Source organism: Candidatus Neomarinimicrobiota bacterium (genome assembly GCA_021734025.1).
Lineage (GTDB): Bacteria > Fidelibacterota > JAANXI01 > JAANXI01 > JAANXI01 > JAANXI01.
The window spans coordinates 335,496-360,142 of the sequence record JAIPJS010000004.1 but is presented as its reverse complement, the minus strand read 5'-3'; the positions used below and the strand labels follow the sequence as shown (position 1 = coordinate 360,142).

Annotated in this window: 17 protein-coding genes; 12 read left to right on the top strand and 5 right to left on the bottom strand. The window is 50.3% G+C overall.

What is annotated here, in order from left to right:
- Positions 1-117 precede the first annotated feature (117 nt).
- From K9N57_07295 to K9N57_07265, 7 genes are all read left to right on the top strand, one after another.
- The gene (locus tag K9N57_07295) at positions 118-870 is read left to right on the top strand and encodes a phosphate ABC transporter ATP-binding protein (GenBank protein MCF7803977.1); all 753 of its coding nucleotides are present in this window, start codon (positions 118-120) and stop codon (positions 868-870) included.
- A 267-nt stretch (positions 871-1,137) separates the two neighbouring features.
- Positions 1,138-1,932: an iron export ABC transporter permease subunit FetB gene (gene fetB, locus K9N57_07290; protein MCF7803976.1), complete on the top strand. Its 795-nt coding sequence runs from the start codon at positions 1,138-1,140 to the stop codon at positions 1,930-1,932.
- A gap of 576 nt (positions 1,933-2,508) precedes the next feature.
- Positions 2,509-4,275, top strand: coding sequence for a 2-oxoacid:acceptor oxidoreductase subunit alpha (locus K9N57_07285; GenBank protein ID MCF7803975.1), 1,767 nt, complete (start codon positions 2,509-2,511; stop codon positions 4,273-4,275).
- Complete coding sequence (locus K9N57_07280; protein ID MCF7803974.1) at positions 4,275-5,159, top strand: 2-oxoacid:ferredoxin oxidoreductase subunit beta; 885 nt, start codon at positions 4,275-4,277, stop codon at positions 5,157-5,159. Before K9N57_07285 ends, K9N57_07280 begins: the two co-directional genes overlap by 1 nt.
- Before the next feature lie 72 nt (positions 5,160-5,231).
- Positions 5,232-6,119 (top strand): fumarate hydratase, encoded by an 888-nt coding sequence (locus tag K9N57_07275; protein ID MCF7803973.1) that lies wholly within the window; start codon positions 5,232-5,234, stop codon positions 6,117-6,119.
- On the top strand, positions 6,112-6,696 hold the full coding sequence (locus K9N57_07270; GenBank protein MCF7803972.1) for a FumA C-terminus/TtdB family hydratase beta subunit: 585 nt from the start codon (positions 6,112-6,114) through the stop codon (positions 6,694-6,696). Before K9N57_07275 ends, K9N57_07270 begins: the two co-directional genes overlap by 8 nt.
- A gap of 996 nt (positions 6,697-7,692) precedes the next feature.
- Positions 7,693-8,403 (top strand): SDR family oxidoreductase, encoded by a 711-nt coding sequence (locus K9N57_07265; GenBank protein ID MCF7803971.1) that lies wholly within the window; start codon positions 7,693-7,695, stop codon positions 8,401-8,403.
- A 240-nt stretch (positions 8,404-8,643) separates the two neighbouring features.
- Here K9N57_07265 and K9N57_07260 read toward each other — a convergent pair whose 3' ends face one another.
- A complete protein-coding gene (locus K9N57_07260; protein ID MCF7803970.1) occupies positions 8,644-10,770 on the bottom strand; it encodes an enoyl-CoA hydratase/isomerase family protein in 2,127 nt (708 codons plus the stop codon).
- A 9-nt stretch (positions 10,771-10,779) separates the two neighbouring features.
- The gene (locus K9N57_07255; protein MCF7803969.1) at positions 10,780-12,066 is read right to left on the bottom strand and encodes a thiolase family protein; all 1,287 of its coding nucleotides are present in this window, start codon (positions 12,064-12,066) and stop codon (positions 10,780-10,782) included.
- A gap of 242 nt (positions 12,067-12,308) precedes the next feature.
- Here K9N57_07255 and K9N57_07250 point away from each other — a divergent pair, with 242 nt between their 5' ends.
- From K9N57_07250 to K9N57_07240, 3 genes are all read left to right on the top strand, one after another.
- Complete coding sequence (locus K9N57_07250) at positions 12,309-13,328, top strand: hypothetical protein (GenBank protein MCF7803968.1); 1,020 nt, start codon at positions 12,309-12,311, stop codon at positions 13,326-13,328.
- Between the two features lie 63 nt (positions 13,329-13,391).
- Positions 13,392-14,030: a hypothetical protein gene (locus K9N57_07245; protein MCF7803967.1), complete on the top strand. Its 639-nt coding sequence runs from the start codon at positions 13,392-13,394 to the stop codon at positions 14,028-14,030.
- A 257-nt stretch (positions 14,031-14,287) separates the two neighbouring features.
- On the top strand, positions 14,288-16,591 hold the full coding sequence (locus K9N57_07240; protein ID MCF7803966.1) for a hypothetical protein: 2,304 nt from the start codon (positions 14,288-14,290) through the stop codon (positions 16,589-16,591).
- Here the strand turns inward: K9N57_07240 and ychF are convergent.
- Positions 16,588-17,688, bottom strand: coding sequence for a redox-regulated ATPase YchF (ychF, locus tag K9N57_07235; protein MCF7803965.1), 1,101 nt, complete (start codon positions 17,686-17,688; stop codon positions 16,588-16,590). The genes K9N57_07240 and ychF overlap by 4 nt on opposite strands.
- A 207-nt stretch (positions 17,689-17,895) precedes the next feature.
- On the opposite strand from ychF, the gene K9N57_07230 reads away from it, so the two are divergent.
- The gene (locus tag K9N57_07230; protein MCF7803964.1) at positions 17,896-18,516 is read left to right on the top strand and encodes a DUF1684 domain-containing protein; all 621 of its coding nucleotides are present in this window, start codon (positions 17,896-17,898) and stop codon (positions 18,514-18,516) included.
- A gap of 74 nt (positions 18,517-18,590) precedes the next feature.
- Here the strand turns inward: K9N57_07230 and K9N57_07225 are convergent, their stop codons facing one another.
- Both K9N57_07225 and selD read right to left on the bottom strand, forming a co-directional pair.
- Positions 18,591-21,029, bottom strand: coding sequence for an AAA family ATPase (locus K9N57_07225; protein MCF7803963.1), 2,439 nt, complete (start codon positions 21,027-21,029; stop codon positions 18,591-18,593).
- 109 nt (positions 21,030-21,138) lie between these two features.
- The gene (gene selD, locus K9N57_07220; GenBank protein ID MCF7803962.1) at positions 21,139-22,125 is read right to left on the bottom strand and encodes a selenide, water dikinase SelD; all 987 of its coding nucleotides are present in this window, start codon (positions 22,123-22,125) and stop codon (positions 21,139-21,141) included.
- A gap of 334 nt (positions 22,126-22,459) precedes the next feature.
- On the opposite strand from selD, the gene K9N57_07215 reads away from it, so the two are divergent.
- On the top strand, positions 22,460-24,646 hold the full coding sequence (locus tag K9N57_07215) for a TonB-dependent receptor (GenBank protein ID MCF7803961.1): 2,187 nt from the start codon (positions 22,460-22,462) through the stop codon (positions 24,644-24,646).
- Position 24,647: the final 1 nt, after the last annotated feature.

The following is a 24,647-nucleotide window of genomic DNA, read 5'->3' as shown; positions in this document are numbered from 1 at the left end:
TCATGTCTTTACCCTCCGGTAAAAGCCTCCGCCTTCGAGCGGGGGCTTTTTATTTATCTATTACACCTGCTGCAATCCTCTTGAATTTGACATTCCTCTCTCCGAATTTCCATACTTATGGAAAAATCATCCCAAACACCTCTCTTTCAAATCAAAAACGTCTCAAAGCGTCCACCCCAGGCGGATGCGACTAACTACATTCTGCAGCACCTGAATTTCGATATTCTGAGCAACGAAATTTTCACCATCCTCGGGCCGTCCGGGTCGGGCAAGTCCACGCTCCTTCGCCTGCTGAATGCCCTGGATGATCCCAGCGAGGGCGAGATCCGGTTTGACGGGATACCGTTAGAGGAAATCGATATCTTCGATCTGCGTCGGAGGGTTGCTATGGTTTTCCAGCAGCCGGCGCTCCTGCCCGGCACGGTGGAGGAGAACCTGGACTATCCCAGGAAGTCGCTGAACTCCCAAACCACGGATCGCTCCAACGAGGAATTGCTGGATATCGTCGGATTGTCTCCGGAATTGCTCTCCAGAGATTCGGAGGCGTTATCGCTGGGACAACAGCAGCGCGTGATGATCGCCCGGGCGCTGGTGAGTCGCCCGGAAGTGCTGCTCATGGACGAGCCCACCTCGGCGCTGGATCCCACCGCAACCAAGCGAATTCTCAATTTGACGAAGACCCTGCAACAGGACTACGGCCTGACTATCGTCTTCGTGACTCACAACATGCCGGAAGCCAAAGAAATCGCCAACCGGGTTCTGTTGCTGGTAGACGGCGAGTCAAAAGTAGTGGCCTCCGCGGACTCTTTTTTCTCCGGCGAAACCGGCGAACTGGCGAAGCGGTTTTTGGCGGGCGAGTTGGAGGGATAAGAAGAATAGCACGCTGTCCGTCTGCGACGGAACGCGGAAACAACAGATAATCACAGATGAAAATCGAAAAATTCTCACTAAGCCGCCAAGAACGCAGTGAAAAATAGATTAAACACTGAAAAACACCGAAAGCACTGAATGATTACAACCAACAACAAACTACAAACAACGAACAAAAACAGAGTAAGATTATGATTAGGATTAAGAAACAATAATATCGATTACTTGAACACCTGAACACTATAACACTCTAACACGGTTTTAATCATGGACTACATCAACTTAAGCTGGACAGACTTGCTGTTATCACTCACCTTTATCGCCATGTCGCTGGGATTGGCATGGTGGCAGAAGATCGATATCAAAAAGGATGTGACCGTCGGGACAATACGGACCTTTGTCCAGCTCCTGGCGGTGGGGTACGTGCTGAAGTGGCTCTTCGACATCGAGAATATTCTGCTGCTGTTTGCGGTCATTACCGTGATGATCGCCTTTGCCAGCTGGGAGGGGATGAAGCGGCCGGAGTTTAAAATTCCGCACCTCTATCCGATTCTCTTTTTCAGCATCGTTGTTAGTGCCGGGCTGATTCTCGCAATGACTATTGGGCTGGTGATACCGGTAGAGCCGTGGTGGCGACCGAACTATTTCCTGCCGCTGGCGGGGATTCTCATCGGAAACTCGCTGAACGGTGCCGCGCTTACTGCCGATCGGCTCAGTTCGGAGATCCACCAGCGGCGGCTGGAGATCGAGGCTTCGCTGGCGCTGGGAGCAAACGCAACGCAAGCCATCAACCGGAGCCTCCGGGCTGCGGTCAAAGGTGCACTTATTCCATCAATCAATTCACTGATGACCGTCGGAATTGTCCATCTCCCCGGGATCATGGTGGGACAGATCCTGGCGGGGACGCCACCGGTGCAGGCGATCAAATATCAAATCGTTATTATGTACATGCTCCTCGGTACCAAAGCCATCGGCAGTATAATCACCGGGATGCTGGTCTACCGGCAATTTTTTACGCACCGGCATCAGCTGCGGACGGGGTTGTTGATTTCCGGGGATTGAACAGAATAGCACGCAGTCCGCCTACGGCGGAACGCTGATTAAGCTGATGACCGCTGGTAAAGACTAAAAGAAAAACGGACTAAACACTGAAAAATACCGAAGACACTAAAATAAAACAACACACAACGAGCTACTAACAATCAACAACGAACAAATCCCGCTAAAGCGGGAACTACCAACACGAAAGTCACTACAGATACTGGCCTGAGGACACCCAATGTATGACAATTTTAACGATACCACTGTACCACAATAACTCCTTTTTTAACCTGGACACTCGCCCCGAAGGGATCCCCTTGGGAAACACATGAACACTCTCCAGCTGTAGTAGTCTTCCCACATCTAAGAAGTCCGATTCTGATTTTTGCGACTATTTTAGTCATATTTATCGGAATTGAAAATTTATCTCGTTTTAGGTTTTTATCGTTTGAACATTTCTTGCCAAAATTTTCCGTGTATTGCACGGTTTTCACTCCCAATTACTGGACAGATATCAGTGGGTATAATTATTGCAAATTCAAACCAGTACAAAGTGCAAGTGTCTAAAACGAGAGTGGAGAAACGAGGTAAACTATTATGAACAGTAATGACATCGTCATTGGTATGGCGGGTTCAGGCGGGGACGGCGTGGTATCGGCCGGAGAGATCCTCTGCAACGCCGGCGCCAGCGAGGGCGTGCATGCCTTTATGCTCAAGAGCTTCGGCCCGCAGATTCGCGGCGGCGAGAGCTCCTGCCGGGTGCGGCTGAGCAAAGAACAGATTCAGAGTCACGGCGACGAAGTCCTGGTGCTGGGCATCTTCAGCTGGAAGGACTTTGAGCGGTTCCGGGGTGAAATGGATCTGAGCAACCCGGTCGCCATCGTGATGGATACCGATGACAAAACATCCAAAGACGATATTCCCATAGATGACGAGATCGATCGGATCATTTACGAGGTGCCGATTGCTCAACTGGCCAAGGATGAGGCGGGTACGCTTCAGGCAAAGAATATGGTGATGCTTGGGGTGCTGGCCGAACTCTTCGGTCTCCCCGATGAGGGGCTTCGGAATGCCATCCGAAATAAATTCAAAAAGAAATCCCAGAAGGTCATCGACTCAAACCTGACGGCCATGGAAGCCGGCGCTCAGTACGTCCGGGATAAAATAGAGAAAACCGATAACGTGCGGTTCAGTTACGAGCCGTCCGAGCCGAAAGTCCTGATGGAAGGCAACGAGGCGTTCGCCTACGGTGCGCTCCATGCCGGATGCCGCTTCTTTGGCGGATATCCTATTACGCCATCCTCCGAGATTATGGAATGGATGAGCCGGGAGCTGCCGAAATACGGCGGTACCATGCTCCAGGCGGAAGATGAACTGGCGGCTATCGGGATGATCATCGGCGCATCGTTTGCCGGGGAAAAGGCCATGACCGCCACCAGCGGCCCGGGGCTTTCTCTGATGAGCGAGCAGATCGGACTGGCATCTATGGCAGAACTGCCGTTAGTGATTGTGGACGTCCAGCGGACAGGCCCCAGCACCGGTATCCCCACGAAGACCGAGCAGGCTGATTTGCAGCAGGCGCTGTACGGGACGCACGGTGACGCCAATCGCGTGGTAATCGCTCCCTCCGATGTTGAGGATTGTTTTGACGTAGCAGTGGAGGCGTTTTATATCTCTGAAAAGTATCAACTGCCGGTGATTGTGCTCTCCGATCAGTATGTGGGACAGCGGAAAGAGACATTTGACCAGGATGCCCTGTTCGGAAGCGAAAACGGCTTTATGAAGCAGACGCATCGCGTTACGCCGTCCGATGAGGAACTGGAAGACTATAAACGGTTTGCTAAGACGGAAACCGGCGTGTCGCCCATGACGTATCCCGGTATCGAGAAGGGAATGTACCAGGCCGCCGGGATTGAACACGGCGAATACGGACTGCCCACTTCTGACGTGGATATTCACGCCGATATGACCGAAAAGCGATTCCGGAAAAATGAGCATATTGCCAAAGAGCTCAATTTCGTTCGGTTTTACGGCCCGGAAGATGCCGAAGTTGGCATCATTGGCTGGGGGTCATCCAAGGGAGCCATCAAAGAAGCGATTCAGCAACTCAACGATGAGGGCTATTCCGTGAGCGCGGCGATTCCGCAGATTATCCTGCCGTTCCCGCAGGAGAAGATGGAAAAATATCTCGAGCCACTGAAGTCGATTTACATTGTGGAAATGTCCTACTCGGCACAGTTCTACAAATACCTGATGGGCTTTCTGCGGTTTGGCGATCGGGAAGTGAAGAAGTATGCCCGATCCGGCGCCGCGCCATTCAACGTGAGCGAAATCTACAATGCAGTCAAGGGGGAATTTGAATAATGGCAGAAACACAAGTGGCTGAAGATCCGAAAATACAGTTCGAGGCCAAAGATTATAAAAGCGAAACGCGTCCAATCTGGTGTCCCGGCTGCGGAGATTACTCCGTGCTGGCGTCGCTGTATCAGGCATTCGCGGAGCTGAACATTCCACCGCATATGATTGCGGTCATCTCAGGCATTGGCTGCTCTAGTCGGTTACCCGGGTACGTGGCGACCTACGGATTTAACTCCGTGCACGGGCGCATTCTGCCCATCGCCACCGGCGTAAAAATGGCCAACCCGGAGATTACAGTGGTCGGCACCGGCGGCGACGGCGACGGATTTAGCATCGGCATGGGACATGTTCCGCACGCCGCCCGGCGAAATGTGGATATGACCTACATCGTCATGGACAACGAGATCTACGGACTCACCAAGGGACAGCTCTCTCCGACTGCCCATGTGGGCGACGTAACCAAAACCTCAGTCTACGGGAGCGTGGAACGTCCGGTTGAGCCGGTGGATATGATGATTAACGTGGGCGCCTCCTTTGTGGCGCGCGCCAACGCCGGCGATCCGAAGCAGCTCGGCGATCTCATTGTCCAGGCGATTCAGCACAAGGGATTCGCGTTCATCGACGCGCTGAGTCCGTGCCGGACATTCCGCGGCCTGGATCAAAAGAAGTTCATCAACGAACATACGTTTAAGGTCGAGGAGGAGGAGCACGATCCGTCGGATAAGCAGAAAGCCCTGGCCATCGCCGCCAGAGAAGACGGTATTTCCACCGGTCTGCTGTACCGGGAAGAGCGCCCGACCTACGATCAGCTCTATGATGAAGTTCGTGAGAGAGCCACCAAGGATCCGGTGCCGGACGTCCAGGATATTTTGCAGCGGTATATTCCGTAGCAACCGACAGAATTTTACCGAATCTCTCCTTCTCCGGGAGAGAAAAAATAGATTAAACCACAGGAGGTCGCGATGGCTATAACCATCGACGAGGCGACGCTGGAGTCACAGATTTACGATCTGATTGTACTGGCATCCACGGATCTGTCTCCGGATGTCGTGCGCTCCATCGAAGAAGCACAGAAGCACGAAGATGACGGCACCCCGGCGAAAAGCGTGCTGGGCATGCTGCTCCGAAACGTGGATGCGGCGAGAGAAAACCGTACGCCGATTTGCCAGGACACCGGCACCAATATCTATCACGTACACTATCCGGCCGGACAGAGCACCCTGCAGCTGCGCAAGATTATCGAACGGGCGACAGAACGCGCCACGGAGGAAAGCATTCTCCGGCCCAACGCCGTTGATCCGGTGAGCGGAAAAAATTCCGGCAACAATTTGGGCACTGAAAACCCGTTTATGCACTTTGAGGAATGGGAAGAGGAGCGGCTCAAAATCGACCTGATGCTCAAGGGCGGCGGCTGCGAGAACGTTTCCGGCCAGTATAAATTGCCTGACAGCGACCTGGACGCTGGCCGGGATTTGAACGGCGTGTACAAAGTCGTGGTGGATGCCGTGAATAGCGCCCAGGGATTGGGATGCGCTCCCGGCATCATTGGAGTAGGCATTGGTGGAGACAGGGCGACGTCACACTTGACAGCCAAGAAGCAGCTCTTCAGGAATCTGGACGACTCCAATCCTGAACCGGAATTGGCAGAAATGGAAACCCGCCTGTACAAGGATTTGAACAGCCTTGGAATCGGCCCCATGGGATTCGGCGGCAAGACAACGGTATTAGGTGTAAAGATCGGCACAGCACATCGGGTACCGGCTTCGTACTTCGTGTCTATCGCCTACATGTGCTGGGCCTATCGCCGGCATTCGCTTACCATCGAGAACGGGGAGGTGATCTATGACTGAGTTACGCTTACCAACCTCTGAGGAAGTCGTCCGGAAGCTAAAGGTCGGGGACGAGGTACACATCTTCGGAACCATGATCACCGCCAGGGACGCCGCACACAAATTCCTGATTGAGGAACGGCCGGACTTTATTCGTCCGTATCTGGAGAACTCGCTGATCTATCACTGCGGGCCGGTAGTAAAGAAGAAAAACGGCACCTGGTCGTTCGTGGCAGCGGGACCTACCACCAGCATTCGCGAGGAACCATACGAGGGTCCTGTTATGAAGGAGTACAACGTCCGAGGCGTCATTGGTAAGGGCGGGATGGGCGACAAGACCCTGGAAGCGCTCCACGACCAGGGCGGTGTGTATCTCCATGCCATCGGCGGACTGGCATCCCTGCTGGCGCAGTCGGTGAAAGAGGTGAAGGAAGTCTTCATGCTTGAGGAGTTCGGCGTGCCTGAAGCCATGTGGGTGATCGAAGTGGAGAACTTTCCGGCAGTGGTCACTATGGATTCCCACCGGAAATCGATACACACCGAAGTGAAATCGAAGTCCACCGAACAGGCTCAGCGATTGATACATCCGGTGACGTAGGTTCATTGCATTTACCTCATACTGGATAATTTTGTGGTAGAGACACGCCATGGCGTGTCTCTACAAGTGGTAATAATTGCGAATCTTATAGATATATATATTCGCACTTTTCCCCGATTCATGACTCATGCAGATTAACAACACAACTTCATCCCACTGTCTCCCTTCCTACCCGACTAATCGGGATCTTCGGCTTCGGAAGAGGAAGGGAGAACTGGTTTAATAAGGTTAAATTATCGTCTCTCCCTCTCTTCGAAGAGAGGGAGAACAAGAGGGTGAGTTGTGTTTGAGAAAGATTTTTCATTTTTCCCTTCTCTCTCCTCCTTGTTCACGTCTTTACTTCTCCTAATCATCCACCCCTTTTACCTTGTACCTGTTTTTACTCTGCATTATTCATCAATGTCTCCCTTAGATATATAGAAAAGTATACGGGTTCTTTCCTGTTCAGGAGAGTCGTAGCATGCTACGTCTCTACTATTACGGGCTGAATGCACAAATTGACACCACTTTTTTCTTGATAAAAAAGTGGAGAAAAAATCAAGGCGGTGTTTTCATTTTTGACCGCTGAAGTAACTCGTTCCGGGCGAGAACCGAAACCCCCTTCGGTCACACAATCGGTTCTCGCTGTCCGTCACTCGTTACCGCGGTGCCCAAAATTGAAAACAAGGCCATAAAAAGCCCTCTTATTGTGGCTCTGGAAAAAATCATAGCCTGAACGTAGAAGCTTTACCGGGTAACAGAACTGCACATCTCCAGCAATTGTCTGTGGTAACTGGAACAGACAAATAGTAACAACTTACTTCTCCTAACCAATGAGAGGGGCTAAAAACCGGTTTTCAGAAGATTTGTAGTTCAGAAGTCGCGCCTCCCTTTCCTTCCGAAGGAGAGGGACACGAGGGTGAGGTTGTTTTCCCCAACCCACTATTTTAATCTCTCCCCCATAACTCCTACCTTTTTACCAAAAGTTTCCCAGAAGATGATGAAAGGAGCGATTCTATGGATGTCACAGGAAAAACCGCAGTCATTACCGGTGGAAGCAGAGGCATCGGGTTCAGCGTTGCGCAGCGATTTGCTGAAGCCGATATGAATATCGTCCTCACCGCCCGGACGCCAGATGATTTGGAGCAGGCTGCAGATAAATTACGCAAGTTGGGATCCGGAGAAGTCATAACACTTCCCGGTGACGTTTCCAATGAGCGCCACGTGGATCAATGGATCGAGGATATCCTGGGGGATTTCGACTCCATCGATGTGCTGGTGAACAACGCCGGAATCATGCGCCGTGGTTCTGTGGAGGAACTGACCCTCGGAGATTACCGGGAGGTGCTGGAGGTCAACCTGGAGGGGACGTTCCTGATGTGCAACCGGATTGTCCCACAGATGAAAAAGCAGAATGGCGGCTACATTTTCAACATGGCCTCGTACGCCGGGACAAAGGGGCTTCTTGGCTCCGGGGCGTATGGTGCATCCAAGGCCGGCGTCATCCGATTCAGCGAGACGCTCCAGCGGGAAGTAGCGGAGAATAACATCAAGGTGACGGCTATCTCACCGGCGTACGTCTATACCGACATGGCCAAAGATGCAGACGTCAATCGCGAAGAAATGATTCAACCGGAAGATATCGCCGAAACCATGCTGTATGTGATGCGGCTGTCAAAGTCGGCGGTGGTACGCAATGTGGTTATAGAACGCTATGGACAACTGTAAAACAGAAAAAAATAGCACGCAGATAAACGCTGAAACAATAGATTGACACAGACTAAAAACAAATAATTAGCCGCGAAGATACGCGAAGAAACACGAAGAATTAACACCAGAAAATTTATTCATTTTGCAGTAAAAATATTTTCTTTGCGTCTCTTCGCGTTCTTAGCGGCTTTTAGCTTTTGTGGTTTTCGTTATCAGTGGTTATCTGTTCAATCTGCGTCATCAGCGTGCCATTTGCCGTTATCCGTAAAAGGCTGAATTAGTCTCTAGATAATCCGCTGGCGCGAATCGCTGACCGTATTTGTCGCTGTACTCAGTAAGTTTGCCGAAGACCTTGCTCAAATCTTCCGCATCAGCGTATCTGCAGAGTCCGCCCCGGAACGGCGGAAATCCGGTGCCGAAGATCATGCCGGTGTCGATATCCTCTGGTGAGGCGACGACATTTTCCTCAAGACAGCGGGCGGCTTCGTTCACCATGAGATACATCATCCGTTGCAACGGTTCGGTATTATCTCCCTTATTGTCCCCAGAAGCGAATCGCCGGACATCGCTGTTCATCCCATCGCTGTGGCCATCCTTGTATTTGTAGAATCCCTTGCCGGCTTTCTTCCCAAGAAGACCGGATTCGTGGACTTTCTGCAGTAAGGTGCTTGACTCAAGATATTCGCCGAACGCCTCGCCAAGGGTCTCCGCCACGTCCGCCGCGATGTCGATGCCCACCTCGTCGATGAGCCGGAACGGCCCCATGGGCATACCGAATTTTTTCACAATCATGTCCAGCCATTCGATGTCGTATCCCTCTTCCGCCAGGAAACACGCTTCGTTGAGATAGACGCCCAGCAGCCGGTTGACCAGGAAGCCGGGGCTATCCTGCACCACGATAGGGGTCTTGCTCAGATTTTTCGAGAGATCGAAAATAGTGGCAACAGTTTTATCGTCGGTCTGGTCGCCACGGACAACCTCAATTAGCGGCATCTTGTGGACGGGATTGAAAAAGTGCATCCCGCATACCCGCTCCGGCTTCTCTGCCACGGATTGCAATTCGCTGATGGAAAGCGCCGAAGTATTGGATGCAAAGATTGCATCATCCGCCAGGAGTGGTTCCACCTCCTGCAACACCGACTGCTTCACCGCCATCTTTTCCACCACTGCCTCGATGACCACGTCCGCCCGGCCAAAACCGCCATAGTCCACGGTGCCGGAGATGAGCTCCATCTTGCGCTCTTTATCGAGTTTGGAAACCTTGTGCTTTTTCACCGCTTTTTTAAAGATAGACCCGGCGTGCTTCAGGCCGTCCGCTACCATCTGTTGATCGATATCCTTCATCCGCACAGGGTAATCCTTGTACGCCAGCAGCTGGGCGATGCCGCCGCCCATGACGCCAGCACCAAGTACGGCGGTTTGGTCAATCTGCTTCAGTGCCGGTTCACCGTCCACGCCGGTCAACTTTTTCGGCCGCTCGTTCAGATGGTAAACGTGGAGCAGGTTTTTGTGCTCCTGCGTCGTCACCAATTTCCCGAACTCCCGGGCTTCGATTTCCAATCCCTTTTCCAGCGATTTGGAGAAGCCTTTTTTAATTACTTCTAACGCCTTGAGCGGAGCCGGATAGTTGCCTCCGGTATTCTTCATGATATTTTTCTTCGCCTGGCTCCATATGACGGCGCGACCCAGCGGATTCTTTTCCAGCAGCGCGTTCATGAACCCACCGGCCTTTTTCTTCCGGGCTTTCACGTATTTTTTACCGCCGGAGTTATTTATTTCCTGAGCAAATTCCAGTGGATAGGAGTCGATGAGTTCGTCCGGGACAATTTTGTCCACTAGTCCAGTTTTGTATGCCCGATAAGCATTATAGGTTTTCCCGGTGAGGATCAAATCCAGCGCAGTCTGAAGGGAGATCAGCCGCGGCAATCGCTGGGAGCCGCCCCACGCCGGGAATATGCCGAGTTTGACTTCTGGCAGGGCGATCTTGGCGCTCTCTTTTGCTGCAAGACGAAAATCACACGCCAGGGTAAGCTCGGTGCCACCGCCCATACAGTGACCGTTAATCGCTGCTATAGTCGGGACTTTCAGTTCATCAATGAGCTGGAAAACTTCCTGTCCACGATGGGATTTTTCCTCCGCTTCCTCCGCATCGGTAATGGCTTCTATCTCGTCGATGTTGGCGCCGGCCACGAATCCGGCGGACTTACCACTGCGGATGAGCACCGATTTTACATCCGGACGGGAAGAGATTTCCTGAACGGTGTGTTCAAGTGCTTCCATAAACGGTGTGCTGAAAATGTTCACCCGGGCGTCCTTGTTATCCAGCGATACGACGGCCACGTTGGATTCTGTAATTTTGTAGGTGACGTACTGTTCCGTTTCCATAGATTCCTCCTACTCCCGTTCGATGATCATGGCGCCGCCCTGTCCGCCACCGATGCAGAGGGTCGCCAAGCCAAATTGCAGGTCCCGGCGCTCCATCTCCTTCATCAGCGTCAGCACGATCCGGTTTCCCGAGGCGCCGATGGGATGTCCCAGCGATATCGCGCCGCCGTTGACATTCAAAATTTCCCGGTCAATTTCGCCGATTGGCTCAGAACGCCCGAGGTTCTCCTCGGCAAATTCCTGTGAACTGAAGGCGATTTCGTTGGCGATGACCTGGGCGGCGAACGCCTCGTTAATTTCCAGCAGCTGGATTTCGGAGAACGGCAGTCCGGCGCGATCCAGGGCAATCGGCGTGGAAAACGACGGCCCGAGTCCCATGGTTTTCGGATCATTTCCGGCGTATCCCCATGATTTTACGTATGCCTTGGGTTGGTATCCCAGGGATTTTGCCACGTCTTCATCCATCAGAACCATCGCACTGGCGCCGTCGGTGATCTGGGAGGAGTTCCCTGGTGTCACCGTACCGTATTTCCGGTCGAAATACGGCCGGAGTTTCGCCAGCGCCTCCATGGATTGGTTTGACCGGTGGCTGTTATCTTTGTCCGTAATTTCGTTTTTGCCATCGGGGTGATAGATGGTCATCACTTCATCCCCGAATCGGCCTTCTTCCCATGCAGCGGTGGTTCGTTGGTGGCTCATCAGGGAAAACTCGTCCTGCGCTTCCCGGGAAATGTTGTACTTTTTTGCCAGAACTTCAGCAGTGTCGCCCATGTTTAGACCACAGTACTTGTCCGTGAGTCCCATCTCGATGCCAACGATAGGCGCCAGATCGCCGAACCGGAAGGAGAGTGCCGTCTTGATTTTTCCTCCCAGAGATTTGGAACGGCTCAGCCTTGTCATCTTATCCTGAAAGCTCTTCCGGAAGATAAACGGAATGTTGCTCATACTCTCCACACCGCCGGCAATAGCGATCTCTGCGTGACCGAGCTTTATCATCATGGCGGCTTCGGATATGGACTGCATTCCGGCGGCGCAATTCCGCTGGACGGTGTACGCAGGAACTTTCTGTGGCACGCCGGCTTTTAGCGCAGCGATCCGGGCCACGTTCGGCGCATCCGCCGGCTGGGCGCCGTTACCCATGATCACGTGATCAATAGTCTGAACGTCCAGTTCAGTGCGCTCGATAATCTCCCGGATCACGTGCATAGCCAGATCGGCGGCTTTTACATCTTTGAGCGTAGTATTGAATTTGACAAATGGAGACCGAACCCCATCGATAATGGCAACGCGAGACATAGAACCTCCTGGTCGAAAGTCCCGGAAAACTCCCCTGCGGGGTTGCAACGGATTTTCCGATTGGAATAATGAACCTGATTAATACAAATGTAGGGCACCCAATCACGACGATCAACTGAATACGGTTAGGTTTTGCCTCCTTGGCAAAACGGGAGCCATGAGATGGCGCATTTCCCTTGAATACTCATATGCCAGCACCTAAATTTCTTCACCTCAGTTTCCACTGCGAAGATAAATTAACTATGAAAAATTTTCCCAAATTTCGGGATGCCTTATATCGCCTCTGTACAGGCGGTTATTCAGCAGATGATGTTCAGATTGTAGTCGGGAGATTGTCCCGGCAAGCCCGGCGGTTTCTCTTTCACCGGGAGAAAAAGCAATATCGGTTCCGCGGCGACTGGGAAGACGGCAGTTTGGAAATCGATGATTTGGCGCTGGATTTTATTGCGCCGCTGTTTGCCAGAGATGGAGAAGGTGTTTTTATTGAACTGGCCCGGTATTTTAGTCAGAGTTGGACATTAAGTGATGATGAGTTTCTGGAGGAAGTGTATCAGCTGTTGAACGGCGTGGTGCAACAACAATCGGTTCGGTTATTCAGGGAACGGGATCCCTTTGGCCGGGCGTTTTACCGGAGTCTGCGATATATGTTGAATAAGCATTCCCGGTGGCACCGCGTCTCAATTGAAGGGAAGGCAGCCGTCGCCGGAAAGGCGGGTAACCCGGCTCTTATTGAATCCGATGAAATCAGTGTTGTCCTGAAGGAGTCAATACAGGGCGCACCGTCTCTAACGGAGCAAATGGAGGCGATTCTTCACTCCGTTCTGGATGAGCGGGGCGAGGCAATTCTGATTGAGGAGATGCTGACACATCTCCGTATTTTTACAGAGTCTTCGCTGGAATATATCAATGCGGACCAGGGGAGTGAGGATCCTGATCCGTTTCTGCAGACCACCATTAAAAACAATATTGATTATACAGTCCGGGAGGTAGATCAAACGGTATTATCCAAATACGAGGAAAGAGGGAAACTCTCTTCCGAGGAGCGTCTCGGTTTTCGCAAATCTCTGGAAAAAGTCTTAGCGGATTTTGCAGATGGTGGAGGGACATTGAATTATTTTGAATATCTATCGGATTCCCTGGAGCCTCTTGACTGTCCGGAGGTTTATAAAACCAGATACCGGGTGCAATTTGAATATGTGGCGAAGAAGGCAAAGGATATATTTTCTGCAAAAATTGGAAATGCGCTTAGTATACATTGCTGACAACAGGGGCAAAGCGATTACATACTTATGAATTTATCACATAACAATCCGGGAAAACAATTTGTGGAGAAATTGCTGCGATTTCGCCCCGATATTGTATACGAAACTATGACTATCCGGGAACAGCCGACTCATACAATGTCACTGGCTGCGTCAGGATCCTCCCGGTTTTCGACTACTCTGGAACGGGTCGGTGTTCTCTCAGGGAAAAAAGAACAGACGCTCGCCCGGGTCTTTAAAAATTCCAGAGAAAACCAATACCACCTGTATTTTGTGGATGAAGAAGAGCGGGATCTCAACGGCGCAATTATTACCTCACCAAAAACCTTCAAATTTTTTGTGCTCGAAGATGACGAGGCCATTATTCCATCAGAGGCCGGCATTGATCCATTGCAGGACAAATTAGTGCTGACATTTCCGGACTATTCCATGCGTATTTCACCGGAAGCGCTGTCGGGTTCTCTTGTAGAAGGTGATGGCATTTCACTGAACTTTCACCCAACAACAAAAGAGGAAGAAGGTACCACGGAGGGCATAACGTATTCCTGTGTCCTCTCGGTTACGGATGGTGAGAAGATTCCTTCAAAAATCCTCTTTCGTTCAAAAGATTATATCCGGCTGATTCCGGTGGAAAACAATCATGCCCAAGTCTCGTTTCCGGAAAAGATCACTGCAACGATCGACTGTTTTTGCTACGAATAAGCCCTGAGAAAATTATCGCATTCCAAAATTTTATTCCAAATGGATCTTGGTATCTTTCTCATATCAGCGCCTGTTTTTCTTGATTAATAATCGCCTCAATACGCTGTTATTCCGTGATGCGATCACCACTCATTTTATCTATATTAAATCGATCTGTTTTCGGTTTGTGTTCATCTGTTAGTATGGTTTTGCTAAAAATGTGAAGATGAAAGTGTATCTATCATAATGTCCTCTAGCCGTTAACCTGCAATTACTATATGGCGAAAAAATCCCTCATTCAGTTTGAACGGTATTTTGAACAGCAGCTGAACGTGCTGGAATATACTCCGTGGGCGCCGCTCCAGGCGAAAATCCTGGATCAGTTGTATGAAGAGGTTACCCTCCAGTTCAACGGTTCCGATCAAAAATCCTTTCTCGTAGAAATCTATCCGTTTATCTTCGATCTGTTTACCGTCATGGGTGATGACTTACAGAGCCTGCCCCCAGAACTTTTAGTTCGTCACTATACAAGGTTGATCACAAGTGATACCGCCATAAAAAAATTTCCAAATGAAAGTTTTGAGCACTGTGAAACAAATGGTCGGCAAATTATTGCCCAATCATACTTCCGGTTACTGGCGTTTGCGCACCTCACGGAATTTCTGGCTGAACAAAAGATAATAAACAAGCCGAAGCGAGATAAAATTCTACGGCAGAATGTATCTGAATGGACGAAAGAGGAATACCTTAATACGGTGCAAGGTGATCTCCCGGAGTATTTGCTTACGGCCCTCCGGGTAGAATTAGAAGACAAAATGTATAAAACGAACCGCCTCACCGGCGTGTTTGCTGTCAATTGGAATGACTTTTCTGCCGGTGTTTTAGGCGAAATTGTCCTTGAAAACGCAGAATTGGTGCGGGATGCCGGAAGTGATCAGGTTCGGATTGCAACTCACCTAATAGATGAGCAGGACATTATAGCGCTCCAGGCCAGGGATGTATGCCATCACCTCAGAGAGCTCCTCGGGATATCAGACTCTCGCCAAATTCGCCTGAAGTACGGTATAAATCAACCCACATCGTTACTCACCGGCAATTCTGTCGGAGTCGCCCTCGCATTGCTTGGCGAGTATGGGCTGAAGAAAATGTCCGACAAGCCCGGATGGATTGCGCGGCTTGACCAGCAGGCCGTCTTTACCGGGGCCGCGGATAACCGTGGCAATGTACGTGAGATTAAAGACAGTGATATCCCGGTGAAGGTTGAAGCCGCATTTTATGGTCGAACTCGTACACTGGTTATTCCGGAACAGCACAGGAAAACCGCACGGGAAGCTCTCACCGAATTGCAAGAGCGATATCCCCGCCGGGATCTGGAAATTATCACCGTTGCCCGTGTTGACGATATAAAAAATCTTCCGGATATCCTTCGATTTCAAAAGGTACCATTTCGCCGACGGGTATTGAGGGTAATACAGAACCATGCCGCTATCTTCAGTCTGATTGCCGTGAGTTTACTAGTCGTCCTTGGTATTGTGTTGTATCAGACTATTCTCAAAAATTCTGAACCACAATCTATTGTCGTAGTACAAAATCGTATTGTTATTAAAAATAAATACGGTATCGTTTCCTGGCAGTCGGAGCCGTACGGCTCCAATGAGGCAGCGAAGGCCGCCAGTGAATATGCCGCGATTGAAGATCTGAATAATGATGGGGTGCCGGAGATCTTAATCTTTTATGACCGCTCGACTATCGAAGGCTTTCGTAGCACGGCCGCGTGCTATAATGCGGACGGCTCAATCAGGTGGAAAAAAGAGATGGCTGAGGAAGTCACCTATCAGGATCAGACATTCCGGGACATCACCGAGTTGGCCTACATTTCCATTACCGATCTGGAGGGGAACGGCTCCAAGGAGATTATCGCATTGCTCAAAAGTGCCGGAAGTTTCCCAAGTCGGATACTGGTCCTTTCGAATGCAGGAAAATTACATTCGGATTATTGGCATGCCGGGGATCTGCGGAAGTCAGTGATTATTGATGATATCTATCCTGGTAATAATACCAAAGAAGTACTGCTGAGCGGTACCAATGCGGAATATAAAACCGGCGTGGTCCTTGCACTAGATCCGTTTCGTGCTACGGGCAGTTCGCCTCAGCGCAGCCCGTACTATATTACCCGCGGCGTGCCAGCCGGGAATGAGATTTACTACCTCAATTTGCCCGAAACTCACTTTCGGACCCAGTTTACCAGGGATGCGAGTATCCTTATCGGGCCGATTGAAGAGGATTCGTTTTTGTTTTATATAGTGAACGAGGTCTCAACCCAATATTTCGACGGCTTAATCGGGGGCGGTGTCTATTACAAATTCGGATTCGATTTCCGGATGGAGTCGATGAATATTTCCCAGGCCTATTTCCAGCTGTACCGGGAAGCGTATCCGGACAGAGATGCCCTGATTACTAAAGATCCGGATCTCCTGAACCGGTTTCGTAAAATACAGTATTGGAACGGGGAATCCTGGCAACCTGAGCGGACGGTTAATGCCAGGTATATCAACACAATTCGCGGAGCCCCACCGGATTAAACGTTAAACCGAAAGAATATCACATCCCCGTCCTGCACCACATAATCCCGCCCCTCCTGGCGAATGAGCCCCGCATCCCGCAGTGCTTTCTCTGAGCCGTATTCATCAATCTTTTCAAACTGAAAGACTTCGGCCTTAATAAATCCCCGCTGAAAATCGGTGTGAATTTCACCGGCAGCTTCTGGGGCGTTGGAACCTTCCCGAACTGTCCATGCTCTTGTGGCTTTGTCTCCGGCCGTAAAGAAGGTGATCAAATGGAGCAGGCGGTAGCCGGCCCGGATCAGTTTAAAGAGCCCGGGTTCTTTTAACCCATATTCTGCAAGGAAGTCGGATTTTTCATCGTCCGGAAGTGCAGCGATATCCGCCTCAAGCTTTCCGCACAAGGTGATGACTTCTGCGCCAATATCGCCGGCGTGCGCTAATACTTCTTTGGTATATTCACTGGGTTCGCCTGAGAGAATTTCTTCCTCACTGACATTGGCAACGTAGAGCACCTTTTTGGCTGTGAGCAGAAACAGCGGCCGTAAATATTCCCGTTCTGAATCTTTAAGTGACATATTCCGGACGGGATTTCCGTCAGACAGATGTTCGTAGACTCGTTGAAACAGGTCCAGTTTGGTGATAGCCTCTTTATTTCCGGTTTTTGCCGGTTTTTCCAGCCTGTCGATCTGTTTTTGCAGGGATTCCATATCCCGCAGGTACAGTTCTGTATTGATGGTTTCGATATCGCCCGCCGGGTCCACTTTGCCACCAACATGCGTGATATTACCGTCATCGAAGCACCGTACGATATGCGCGACGGCATCGACCTGCCGGATTTGGGCCAGGAATTGGTTCCCTAAACCCTCCCCTTTACTGGCTCCCTTGACCAGGCCAGCAATATCTAAAAACTCCAGAGTCGTGGGGATTTTTTCCGCCGGCTGATAGATTTCGTACAATCGGTCCAGCCGTGGATCGGGAACGGGAACCACCCCAACGTTCGGTTCAACGGTACAGAAGGGGTAATTTTCCGCCGGGACCTCCGTGGAGGTCAGTGCATTAAAAATGGTGGATTTCCCGACATTGGGTAACCCGACTATTCCACATTGAAAGCCCATATAATTTTTGTATCTCCTTTTTCCTTTAAAATTGTCAATCCTGAATATTATAAAATTTTCAGGGGATGGGAAACAAAGATATTCAACATCCGTACACAACATCGGGGGTAAAATTGATATCTTTATTTTCCCCATTGATTTTTAAATTCAAAATGAAACCCGGGAAGCACATCGAATCAATTACAGGGGGAGGTATTATTGAATTCCGTGCTACGATTATCAATACTTATTCTCATTCCAATCTTCATGGTATCCTGCGGGACTTCACCCAACCAGGCTGATATCAGAACAGCCATTCAGGAAAGCCGGACGAAAAAGGACGACTATTTTAGCACCGCCACCAATTCTCCTATCCCGGAGAACAAGCGAAATGATTTCGATGGCTTGAATTATTTTCCCATTGATCTGAATTACCGGATTACGACTAATATCGTTGAGTATTCGGACAAAGATACGGTTGTCATGCCGACGACCAAGGATCGCGAACAGTACTATCTTCGCTGGGGAAATTTTGATTTTACCATCGACGGAAATACGGATACTCTCCAGGTATACAAACCGCTGCAAATCAGTGCAGATCACGAGCCGTACTTTTTTATTCCGTTCTACGACGAAACCAATAACCAGATGACCTATGGTGGGGGGCGATATTTGGATATTCCGGTGCAGGCATCGGGAAAATACGTAATCGACTTTAATCAGGCATACAATCCGTATTGCGCGTATGACTATGAGCGCTGGAGCTGTCCCATGCCGCCGATGGAAAACCGAGTCGACTTTCCGGTTGATGCGGGGGAAAAGTTACTATATAAAGATGAACACCATTGATTTTAGTACGCCTTTGAATGAGATTCAAAGGCTACAGTTATAAGCCTCGCAAACTTATTGCGCGGCGATGACTGTTAACCCTCTTCGTTCCCTCCATATTTCTTGCGCAGCTCGAACGATCGCTTCACATATTCTTCCAGCCGGGTTTTTGCTTTGCCGTAGATAGTGTTTTCCGGATAGGCACCGTTTCCATCAGCGTCACCGGCTTCCATTCCGGTCAGGATTTCGATGCCCTGGCTGATATGTTCCACCGGGTAGATGTGGAATTCGCCGGATTCGATGGCGTCAATGACCTCGGATTTCAGCATCAGATGCTCCACGTTGGCGCGTGGAATCAGCACCCCCTGATCACCGGTAAGTCCCCGCTCTTTACAGATATCGAAGAAACCTTCAATCTTTTGGTTTACGCCGCCAATGGCCTGGACTTCGCCCTTCTGATTCACTGAGCCGGTGACAGCAAATTTTTGGCTAATGGGCACCCTGGCCAGGCTACTGAGAATTGCGTACGCTTCGGTTGATGAAGCACTGTCGCCATCCACGCCGCCGTAGGACTGTTCAAAGGTGATGCTGATGTTAATATTCAGTGGGAAGTCCTGGGCAAACTGCTTTCCGAGCCAGCCAGAGAGTATCTCCACCCCTTTATCGTGAATTTTGCCGCTGAGTTTGGCGTTTCGTTCAATATTGATGATACCATCCTTGCCCATATAACACTCGGCGGTGATTTTAGACGGCTGTCCAAAGGCAAAATCCCCAATCTGATACACCGCCAGTGCGTTTACCTGACCAATTTCCACGCCCTGAGTATCAATCATTTTGATATCACGCAGCACCTGGTCGCGGACTTTTTCTTCTGCCATGCTGCTGCGGTAGCGCCGTTCCCTGAAGGCAGTTTTCACCTCGTCCCGGCCAATTAAATCAGTTCCATTTTGGTTGCACCAGTAATTGGCCTCGGTCATCAGTTCCACGACCTTGCCGAATCGCAGTGAAAGCTTTTTCTGATCACTCACAGCCCGCTGGCTGATTTCGATAAGCGCCGCCACACCGTCCGGCGAAAAATGACAGAGGTTCTCCTCCCGGCAGACCCGTGAAATAAACTGAACATACTGGGCAATGGCTTCGGCTTCATTATCAGTTTCATGGTCAAAATCCGCCCTGACTTTAAATGTTTTCTCAAACTGTTCGTCGTATGCCAGCAGCAAGTCAAAGATTTCCCGGCGACCAATAAGGATAACCTTCACATCCAGTGGAATCGGCTCCGGCTTCAGGCTGCTCACGGTAACATATCCCAGCTGTTCCTGCACATCTTCTATTCGGACTTCCTGGTTGCGAAGCGACCGTTTCAGTGTATCCCAGACGAAGGGATTAGTTAGCACTCCTTCAATATCCAAAATCAAATACCCGCCGTTCGCGCGCAACAGCGACCCCGGCTGAACCATGGTAAAGTCCGAATATACCGCACCAAACTTGGCTCGTTTTTCCATCCTGCCAAAGATGTTGTTATAGGTGGGATTGATCTCCTCGATAACAGGTGCACCCTCGGTTTTAGTGTTATCGACGAGGACATTAACCTTGTATTTGGTAAAATCCGGCTCGCCGTCTTGTTGCTGTCCGAGCATCGCCATTAACTGCTGTTGTTGTCCGCCGTCACCCTGGGCCGCCTGGGTAAAATCGCTGACATTCTCGATAATATCCGCCTTAACCGCTTCCAGATACTCGCCGACTTCTTCGTGATCCGCATACTCCTCTTTCAGATTGTCAATGCGGTGACCAACCACGAACAACGTGACTTCTTTATTCAGCTCCTTAATTTTTTCCTGGAATTCCTTTTCCAGCTTGTTGATATCCTGCATTGTGGACTGGATTTCCCGCTGTACGTAGTCGATGTTTTCGTCCACCTGTTGCCTGATATCGTCCTCTAAATTGTTGTAGGTTTCCTGATCGATGGGATTATCGTTGACCATCGGGATAGTCTGGAATCCGGCGTTTGTCGATTGAATCTGGATGTCGTGTTCCCGGGCTTCCTCCTCCAGTTCGTTGATTTTTTCGCGCTTTTTCTGCTGGAACTCTTCCATAATCCTGGATCGTTTTTCCTGGTAATCCTCGGTCTCAAATGCCCGGGGCATTTCGTTTTTCAAATTCTCGATGAGTTGATCCATTTTCCGGGAAAACTCAACACCTTCTCCAAAGGGTAACGGAAATGAAATTGGTCTGTAGGAATCCTCGAAATTGTTTACCATCAACCAGTCATCCGGCACCGGCTCATCAGCGCTTTTTTCCTCCAGGAGACGCTTCACCAGCGTGGCCTTGCCCGTCCCGCTCATGCCGGTAACAAATATATTGTAGGACTTGTTCTCCACATTGAGGCCGAACTCCAGCGCCCTGACGGCCCGATCCTGGCCGATGACATCTTCCAGAGATTCAACTTCAATGGTGGATTCAAAAGAGAATTGATCGGTCGAAATGTGACTGGTGAGTTGTTCTGCTGTTAATTTCTGAATTTCGGATGTGCTCATCGATAGAACTCCCTTCTTTATGCCGGGTAATTAGCAATAAATAATGGTAACTATTGGGTAAGACAGTTCAAAATGCATAAATAAGTATACTCCGGACCCGGGACCGGTATTACCGGAATATGATTGGATGCGATCCGGCCTGTTCCATACGTCCAATGATGGTGGTGGCGGTATGTCCCCGGTCATGCATTTCCCGGACGAATGTGTCGGCGTTTATCGCCGGGAGACTGATAAGCAGGCCACCGGAGGTCTGGGCATCGGCTACCAGGAGTTTTTGACTCTCGGTCAATGAGCCAAAATCGATGCTTTCCCCGGCGGATTGCAGATTTCGGCGTGTTCCGCCTGGGACTTCACCCTTATCGATGAGATCCATCACACGGTCAAAAACGGGTAACTTATCGATATTCAGTGCGGCCGAAGTGTTGCCATCCGACAGCATTTCCTTCAGGTGGCCGACCAGGCCGTATCCGGTGACGTCCGTTACCGCGTTTGCGCCATATTGGCTGGCTAATTCAGCGGCATCTCTGTTCAGCGACTTCATTACGTGAATCATATCCTGAACCTCGGACTCGTCCAACACCCTGTGCTTAATAGCAGTATTCAGGATACCCGTACCCAACGGTTTGGTCAGGATGAGTGAGTCGCCCGCGCGGCTGCCGGTATTCCGCAGAATGCTGATTTCGTCCGGTATCCGGCCGATGACCACCATCCCATATTTAGGTTCCTTGTCGTCAATGCTGTGTCCGCCCAGGACAAAAATACCCGCTTCGCTGGCAATATCGCTGCCGCCCCGGAGTATCTCGCTCAGGACTTCCAATGGCAGCTCATTCTTGGGAAAGCCGATGATATTCAGGGCAAACATCGGCTCAGCACCCATGGCGTAAATATCGCTGAGGGCATTGGCGGCGGCGATGGCGCCAAAGTCGTACGGATCATTCACGATGGGCGTAAAAAAGTCCAGAGATGCGATTAGCAGGGAGCCGTCCGGTTGGCGATATACGGCGGCGTCGTCACTGGTGGCGAAATCCACCAGGACATTGGGATCATCGACTTCCGGGAGCAATCGCAGCACCTGCGACAGGTCCGAAGGACTCAGTTTACATGCTCACCCGGCGCCATGACTGTACTGGATCAGTTCGATTGGTTCGTTTGATTCCATAGATGAGAAAAGGTAGACAAGCCTGCGTTGGCAATCAAGATGGATTGCAGCAGGAGGAACAGATCAAAAAAATTCAATAAATTCTCGATTAAGGAGATGAGTGAATGGCAAGCAAAAGTAAAATCTTTTTATTGATCAGAAATTTGCCACTTATATATTCCATATAAGCGATGATTTTTCTGTTGGCTCACTCATAAGCAGGCAATCTACTATTCGTATATTTGCTCATTTCGGAATCGTCGGTGTACTCTACCTTCTCTGCATTGCGCCGGTGGGGCTAGCACAGTCGCCGGCAACTATTACCGGGGAGGTGACCGATTCTCTGGGCAAACCGTTACCCGGCACCAATGTCTGGATCCCGGATTCACCGTTTGGCAGCTCGACCGATCAGGCGGGCCATTTTCAAATTGAGGTCCCACCAGGCGAGTATACCGTCTTTTTTAACCGGATCGGGTATCGCCTGGAAACGCGCACCCTTCCGATTACTGCAGGCGAAGAAGTATCGTTGAATATTACTTTGGACGTTGAACCGGTCAGGATGCGCGGCGGCATCGTGGTGGAAGAGGAGAGCCAGAGCCCGTATTTAAACACTCAATACCGTGCGACACCGTATACCGCACAGAATATTACTTCCATAGCCGAGCCGGATGTATTTACGACAATCACGTCACTCCCCGGAATCATCCAGACGAATGATTTAACCGGAAACCTGTACGTTCGTGGCGGCGCTTCGGACCAGAATCGTATTCTGCTGGACGGAGTCCCGATTTACAATCCGTATCACCTGTTCGGGTTGTTCGGCAGCTTTAATATCTGGGCGCTGGAGAGCTTCAATGTGTATCCGGCGGAGTTTCCCGTGCGGTATTCCGGGCGACTCAGCAGTATTATCGATATCCGTACCAGAGATCCCTGGTCCGGGGACGTGACAATTGCAAATCTGAGCCTGGTGTCCTCCGGGGCGACAGTTACCCGGAGTTGGAAGGATGAGGCCGTTCTGGTTTCGGCAAGACGCTCTTATCTGGATCTAATGTCCCAAATACTGGGAGCAGATTTACCGTATTATTTCTATGACACCAACCTGAAGTTCGTCCACAAGTTTACGGAGGCGCTTCAGCTGAGAGCCTGGGGCTATTTTAGTCAGGATCGCTTTCGGCCCGGGCTGAATTCTCTGCAGGATCTCCTGGATAAATCACCCGGATCTCTGGTAAACCGATGGGGCAATCAGGCTGGCGCCCTCCAGATGGAATATAATACCTCTTCTCAGCACAGTCGTGTTTCATTGGCGGTCAGCCGGAATTATCTCGAAATGTACAGCGAGGACGCATACTCCGTTGATAATAGCTTGAGGGATATCATTCTGCGGGCGGACGTGATCCAGCCGTACGGGAAGCAGGTGGTGCATGTGGGATTTTATCTGACCAATAAACATCTGTCTTATAATTGGAACGGCGATTATACGCTTGAGCGAGTATTTTATCCTGATATTCCAACAGTTTTCCAGTATAACTACCGGGAATATCTCTACGGGATTTACTTTCAGGATGAAATCACCATCACGCCGAAGCTTCTCGTTTCCGGTGGCGTTATTTGGGACCACTGGCGGTCAGTTGAGCCCTTTTCGCCCAGGTTGAACATCAAGTGGCGCCGTACGGAAGACTCATTTTTCAAATTAGCTGCCGGAGTGTACCATCAGAATTTTTCCCAGGGCGCCGAGACGAGAGAAGGCAGCGTGAATGCACCGGTTTTCCCGACCCAGCGGGCATCCAGGGCGCTCACAATCTCGCTGGGATACTCTAAAAAACTGAATCGGTATTACAGCCTGAATGTGGAAGCGTATCGACGGTATTTCCACGACGTACCGCAGATTTACCGGAATGCACAGTTCCCGGAATTTGAATACGGAACAGGCGGCGCTATAGGTTTGGATTTTTATCTGAAGAAGGGGCTGGGCACCTTCACCTATCAGCTCTCAGGGGCGGTTCAGCAGAATACCGTAGAGTTTTCCGGGAATTCGTTTAATCCGGACTGGGATGTTCCATTCAATATAAATGCGCTGTTCAACTGGAATATCACGGATGACATTGCGCTAAACTCCCGGATATTGTATCACAGCGGTACACCCTACACTCCTGTCGTAGAGAAATATCTTCGGTTTCAAAATCCGTTTCATGGCGGTTCGGAGGACAGTCTGACTGTTATTTATAAACCTGGTGAACAAAACTCGGAGCGGCTTCCAGGATATTTTCGGATGGACCTGGGTTTAAAAAAGCGCGGCACCTGGGGACCGTTAGAGTATCAGTTCAATTTCCAGGTAATGAACCTGTTTAATACACAAAATATCCTGCGATACCAGTGGTATGATTATTACTACAACCAAACGCAGTCTCAGGATGAAAACGGTGGCACGGTTACCGGACTGCCGCTGATCCCGTCTTTTGGAATCGTATTGAGGTACTGAC

What these genes read in the sequence shown, in the direction of transcription:
- K9N57_07255 (MCF7803969.1), bottom strand. Translation starts at nt 12,066, where the DNA reads ATGTCTCGCGTTGCCATTATCGATGGGGTTCGGTCTCCATTTGTCAAA.
- K9N57_07270 (MCF7803972.1), top strand. Translation starts at nt 6,112, where the DNA reads ATGACTGAGTTACGCTTACCAACCTCTGAGGAAGTCGTCCGGAAGCTA.
- K9N57_07225 (MCF7803963.1), bottom strand. Translation starts at nt 21,029, where the DNA reads ATGAGCACATCCGAAATTCAGAAATTAACAGCAGAACAACTCACCAGT.
- K9N57_07285 (MCF7803975.1), top strand. Translation starts at nt 2,509, where the DNA reads ATGAACAGTAATGACATCGTCATTGGTATGGCGGGTTCAGGCGGGGAC.
- K9N57_07265 (MCF7803971.1), top strand. Translation starts at nt 7,693, where the DNA reads ATGGATGTCACAGGAAAAACCGCAGTCATTACCGGTGGAAGCAGAGGC.
- K9N57_07275 (MCF7803973.1), top strand. Translation starts at nt 5,232, where the DNA reads ATGGCTATAACCATCGACGAGGCGACGCTGGAGTCACAGATTTACGAT.
- ychF (MCF7803965.1), bottom strand. Translation starts at nt 17,688, where the DNA reads ATGGGCTTTCAATGTGGAATAGTCGGGTTACCCAATGTCGGGAAATCC.
- K9N57_07250 (MCF7803968.1), top strand. Translation starts at nt 12,309, where the DNA reads ATGAAAAATTTTCCCAAATTTCGGGATGCCTTATATCGCCTCTGTACA.
- K9N57_07260 (MCF7803970.1), bottom strand. Translation starts at nt 10,770, where the DNA reads ATGGAAACGGAACAGTACGTCACCTACAAAATTACAGAATCCAACGTG.
- K9N57_07280 (MCF7803974.1), top strand. Translation starts at nt 4,275, where the DNA reads ATGGCAGAAACACAAGTGGCTGAAGATCCGAAAATACAGTTCGAGGCC.
- K9N57_07295 (MCF7803977.1), top strand. Translation starts at nt 118, where the DNA reads ATGGAAAAATCATCCCAAACACCTCTCTTTCAAATCAAAAACGTCTCA.
- K9N57_07240 (MCF7803966.1), top strand. Translation starts at nt 14,288, where the DNA reads ATGGCGAAAAAATCCCTCATTCAGTTTGAACGGTATTTTGAACAGCAG.
- fetB (MCF7803976.1), top strand. Translation starts at nt 1,138, where the DNA reads ATGGACTACATCAACTTAAGCTGGACAGACTTGCTGTTATCACTCACC.